We start from the raw sequence: 4,479 nt of genomic DNA, 5'->3' as shown, positions 1-4,479 counted from the left end.
CAGGCGGGTGAGCGTGGCCGGCCGTCGGTTGCGACCGGGCTCGGTGGTAATCGCGGTGAGCGTGCTGCCGATGATCGCGGTCGGTCGGCGGGGGGAGTGGTTGCGGCCGGTGGTGGTCTGTCGGGCGGTGCTGTGGGTGGTGGCGATGCCGGTGCTGCATCGGACCAGGCGGGTGAGCGTGGCCGGCCGTCGGTTGCGACCGGGCTCGGTGGTAATCGCGGTGAGCGTGCTGCCGATGATCGCGGTCGGTCGGCGGGGGGAGCGGTTGTGGCCGGTGGTGGTCTGCCGGGTGGTGCTGTGGGTGGTGGCGATGCCGGTGCTGCGCCGGACCAGGCAGGCGATCGCGGCCGGCCGTCGACTGCGACCCGGCTCGGGCGCAACCGCGATTACCGCCTGCTGTGGACCGGCCAAGTCGTCTCGGAAGCCGGCTTCAGCACCACCATGATCGCGTTCCCCCTCCTCGTCCTCGCCCTCACCGGCTCAGCCGCCCAGTCCGGCCTCGTCGTCGGCGCCGTGGCGATCGCCCAGCTCGTCGCGGGGCTGCCCGCCGGCGCGCTGGTCGACCGCTGGCCCCGCAAGCTCGTCATGCTCGGCTGCGAGGCGGTGCAAGCGGTCGCGGCCGTCGGGCTCGTGCTCGCGCTCTGGTGGGGTACGGCCGGGGTTGGGCTGCTGGTCGTGGTCGCCGTCGTGATGGGGGTGTGCCGGGCGCTGTTCGAGCCGGCGGAGGAAGCGAGCCTGCCGCGGCTCGTCGCCGACGAGCAGGTGCCCGCCGCCGTCGCGATGAACGCCGCGCGGACCAGTGCCGGGCAGTTGTCGGGGACCGCGCTCGGCGGGTTCCTGTTCGCGCTGGGGCGGCTGGTGCCGTTCGCCTTCGACGTGGTCGCGCACGCGTTCGCGTTCGTGTCGCTGGTGTTCGTGCGGCTGCCAGGGCGTCCCGCGCCGGCCGGGCGGGCGCCCGCGCACCTGGGGCGGGAGATCCTCGAAGGGCTGCGGTGGGTGTGGCAGCAGCCGCGGCTGCGCGTCACGGTCTTCTGCGTGGTGAGCCTGAACCTCTTCTTCTCCGCGTACTACCTGGTGATCATCGTGCTGGCGAACGAACGCGGCGTCCCGTCCGGCGAAATCGGCGTGATGGCGGCGATGCTCGGCGCGGGCGGGATCCTCGGCTCGCTGGCCGCGCCGTACCTGCACCGCAAGCTCAGCCCGTACCTGCTGATCGCGGGCGTGTTCTGGGCACTGACGGTGCTCACCCCGCTCGCCGTCTTCGTCCACAGTGGATACCTGATGGGCGTGCTGTTCGCCGTGATCGCGTTCCTGCCGCCGGCGGCCAACACGACGATCAGCACCTACCAGCTCCTGTTCACCCCCGACCACCTCCGCGGCCGCCTCGGCGGCGTCCTCGGCGTGACGGGCGGCCTCGCGGCGGCCCTCGGCCCGGCCCTCGGCGGCTGGCTGGTGGAAGCCCTCCCCGGCCCGGCGGCCGTCCTGACCTGCGCGGCGGCCATCGCGCTGGTCACCCTCCTGACGACGTGCAGCGGCACCCTCCGCGGCTTCCCCGCCGCGACGCAGGCACGCGAACTCGATCCCGCAACGGAAAGGAACCCCTGATGGACGAGAACACCACCTTCCAGGTCCTGGTCAACGACGAGGAGCAGTACTCGCTCTGGCCGGCGGACAAGGAGGTACCGGCGGGCTGGCACCCGGACGGCACGACCGGCACCCGCCAGGAGTGCATGGACCACGTGGACGAGGTGTGGACGGACATGCGCCCCCGCAGCCTCCGCGAGCGCATGGCTGCCCAGTAACCGCCGGGCCGGGGCGGTCCTGGAAAGGCGCCGCCCCGGTCCGCCGGGCGCTCGGGAAAAACGGCGGTGCGGTATCGGCGGCGAATCGTTACGGAACGATTTTTCCGCCCGCGGCTAAACTGGTGAACGGTCCGCCCGTCGCCGGAGGTGAAAGACCATGGCCGCCATCTTCATTTCGCACTCGTCGGCGAACAAGTCGTTCGTCAAGCGCCTGGCGATGGACCTGGCCCAGCGCGGTTTCGAGGTGTGGTACGACGAATGGCGCCTCGACGTCGGGGCGCGGTTGACCGAAACCATCCGCGCGAGCGTCGGCGCTTCGTCCTTCGTGCTCGTGGCGATGTCGGCCGAGATGCTGGCGTCGGACTGGGTGAAGCGGGAGCTGGACCAGGCGCTCGAAATGGAGCGGGCCGAAAAGCGCGACATCATCCTGCCGGTACGGTTGGACGATTCCGAACTGCCCGCCGATCTCGCCAACCGGTTGTACGCGGATTTCTCCAAGGGGAGTTATCTGCGATCGTTTCAGACGCTGTGCGCGCAATTGCACCGGCAGCTCGACGGGCTTCCGGCCGGGCTCGAGCCGAACCGCGAGATCATCCCGCTGTTCGTCACCGGCGTGGTCGACCTCGACGTCGTCCAGCTCGAAGAGCGGGTGGCCCAGCTGGTGGCCCGGCACGGTGCCGAGTACGTCGTCGACGCGTCGCAGTTCCGGCTTCCCGACGAGCCGGAGTACCAGAAGCTGCGGGGCAGGATGCTCGACCGGATGGAGAACCTGACGCAGGACCCGTACTACAGCGCCGACTTCGCGATCGACTTCCGCCACCGCTACACGGCCGTCCTGCAGTACGAGGAAGCGCTGCTGCGGAACCTCGCCACGTTGGTGACCATGCGCGGCATCGCCGGTGGCCGCTTCGCGTTCGCGACGGAGTCGTACCGCTGGTACTGGAAGTTGATGCGCACCCGGATCTTCTCGATGTTGCGCCAGGTGCAGAGCAAGGCCCTGCCGGAGTCCGAACAGGTCGGCTACGACGCGGCCAGGATGGACGTTCGCACCGAAGCCGTCTACGGCGTCGCCGAGACGGCGGGCGTGCACGTGATCGACCCGCTGACGCACGCCTTCTACTCGGTCGAAATCGACGCGGCCTGCCGGCTCGTCCAGGAGTGGCGGAACGACTACTACGACGGGCCGGAACGGCTCATGGCGGCCGGCCCGCTGGACCTGCTGGCCAAGTGGGTCATCCCGCAGGCCCTCGTGCGCGAGGGCAAGTTCGAGCACTGGGACACCGCCGACCGGCTGCTCATCGGGCTGCGCTGAGGGGGCATCGGGACCGAGCCAGGTTTGCGACCTCGAGCCGCGGGTATGCCGCATCGACCGTGCATCGCGAGGCCTGGAGGAGAACCGACGTGACTACGCTGCCCCGTTCCCGCCCCGCGCCGGCGGCGGTCCTGGCCGGCTTCCTCGCCGCGGTGGCACTGGTGGCCGTCGTGGGCGGCCTCGCGGCAACGCGGTCGAGAGAGGTCTACGGCGCGCTCGTCCAGCCGCCGTGGGCGCCGCCGTCGTGGCTGTTCGGTCCGGTGTGGACGGTGCTGTACGTCCTGATCGCGGTCTCGGGCTGGCTCTTCTGGCGCGCCGCGGGAACGCGCCGGGAGTTCACCTGGTACGCGGCCGGCTTGGTCCTCAACGCGGCGTGGACGCCCCTGTTCTTCGCGGCGGGGGCGTCCACGCTCGCGCTCGTGGAGATCGTGGTCCTCGACGTCGTCGTCGCGGGCACGCTGGTGGTCTTCCGCCGCCGCTCGCGGCCGGCGGCGGCGCTGCAGCTGCCGTACCTGGCGTGGACGCTGTTCGCGACGGCCTTGAACGCGGCGATCGTGGTGCTCAACCCCTGATGGGGCTCAGGGCCTGGCCAGCGTCGCCCGGACCGCCCGCTCGACCAGGATCGGTACGAAGGCGTGGACCCGCGCGCCGGCGAAGCGCGCGCGTTCGTGGTCGACCAGGTCGTGCAGGCGGGGCCGCGCGACTTCCGCGTAGTCGTGGCCCAAGCGGTCCTCGAGCTGGGCGAAGTGGGCGTCGAGCGCTTCGGAAGCCATCGTGTCCAGCGTGCTCATCGTTCACCTTCCGGTTGGCCGTCGTACCGGGTACATGCCCCATGAGACGACCACAAGGTGAATCGGAGGTGAACAAAAAGAATTCACCGACTGGGCAGCACCAGGACGGCGTCGCCGACCGGGCGTTCGCCGGTCGCGTCCGAGGGTGAGCTCACCAGCCGGCCGCCGATCGCCATCGCGGTCGAGCCGCCGCCGTCGAGGTTGATCGCCTCGACCGCGCCCAGGCGCTCGAGCAGTTCGGCGCCTTCGAGCAACGACAGCCCCTCGGCGTAGCCGGGCTGCCGTCCGTCGGCGGTGACGATCAGCAGCCGGCCCCGGCGGTCGAGGCCGACCATCGTCCGCGGGTTGCGCTTGACGCCCCAGCCGTAGACGAACGACGGGTCGCCCGGGTGCACGATGCCGTCCGCCGCCGCGTTCACCGAGACGCGGCCGTCGCGGACCAGCCACGGGCCGCCGTTGACCACACCCGCCGGGTGGACCGGGCGGCCGTCTTCGAAGATCCGCGTGTCGACGCGCAGCCGGGTGCCCGGCCGGGCGTGCGCGGTCAGCCAGGTCGCTGCCGCGCCGATGCCTT

General features: G+C 71.2%; 7 protein-coding genes. 5 read left to right on the top strand and 2 right to left on the bottom strand.

Going from position 1 to position 4,479, the window contains the following annotated elements; genetic code table 11:
* From G3I65_RS57025 to G3I65_RS05570, 5 genes are all read left to right on the top strand, one after another.
* Window positions 1-445, top strand: a 445-nt coding sequence (locus tag G3I65_RS57025) for a hypothetical protein (protein ID WP_239070555.1), incomplete at its 5' end; no start/stop codon positions are given.
* Window positions 394-1,605, top strand: a complete 1,212-nt coding sequence (locus G3I65_RS05585; protein ID WP_239070563.1) for an MFS transporter — start codon at window positions 394-396, stop codon at window positions 1,603-1,605. The genes G3I65_RS57025 and G3I65_RS05585, both read left to right, overlap by 52 nt.
* Window positions 1,605-1,802, top strand: coding sequence for an MbtH family NRPS accessory protein (locus G3I65_RS05580; RefSeq protein WP_160695149.1), 198 nt, complete (start codon window positions 1,605-1,607; stop codon window positions 1,800-1,802). The genes G3I65_RS05585 and G3I65_RS05580 overlap by 1 nt, the downstream gene beginning before the upstream one ends.
* A gap of 157 nt (window positions 1,803-1,959) precedes the next feature.
* A complete protein-coding gene (locus G3I65_RS05575) occupies window positions 1,960-3,114 on the top strand; it encodes a toll/interleukin-1 receptor domain-containing protein (protein WP_160695148.1) in 1,155 nt (384 codons plus the stop codon).
* Window positions 3,115-3,203: 89 nt separating this feature from the next.
* The gene (locus G3I65_RS05570; protein WP_160695147.1) at window positions 3,204-3,686 is read left to right on the top strand and encodes a TspO/MBR family protein; all 483 of its coding nucleotides are present in this window, start codon (window positions 3,204-3,206) and stop codon (window positions 3,684-3,686) included.
* Window positions 3,687-3,692: 6 nt separating this feature from the next.
* Here the strand turns inward: G3I65_RS05570 and G3I65_RS05565 are convergent, their stop codons facing one another.
* Window positions 3,693-3,905, bottom strand: coding sequence for a three-helix bundle dimerization domain-containing protein (locus tag G3I65_RS05565; protein WP_160695146.1), 213 nt, complete (start codon window positions 3,903-3,905; stop codon window positions 3,693-3,695).
* Window positions 3,906-3,988: 83 nt separating this feature from the next.
* The coding region (locus G3I65_RS05560) for a phosphodiester glycosidase family protein (protein ID WP_160695145.1) at window positions 3,989-4,479 on the bottom strand (491 nt) is incomplete at its 5' end.

It is taken from the genome of Amycolatopsis sp. SID8362, from assembly GCF_010550475.1.
Classification (GTDB): Bacteria; Actinomycetota; Actinomycetes; order Mycobacteriales; family Pseudonocardiaceae; genus Amycolatopsis; species Amycolatopsis eburnea.
This window is presented reverse-complemented; position numbering and strand designations above follow the sequence as displayed.

Bases quoted from the DNA above. Each gene is read 5' to 3' on its own strand.
- G3I65_RS05580 (WP_160695149.1), top strand. From the start codon at position 1,605: ATGGACGAGAACACCACCTTCCAGGTCCTGGTCAACGACGAGGAGCAG.
- G3I65_RS05565 (WP_160695146.1), bottom strand. From the start codon at position 3,905: ATGAGCACGCTGGACACGATGGCTTCCGAAGCGCTCGACGCCCACTTC.
- G3I65_RS05575 (WP_160695148.1), top strand. From the start codon at position 1,960: ATGGCCGCCATCTTCATTTCGCACTCGTCGGCGAACAAGTCGTTCGTC.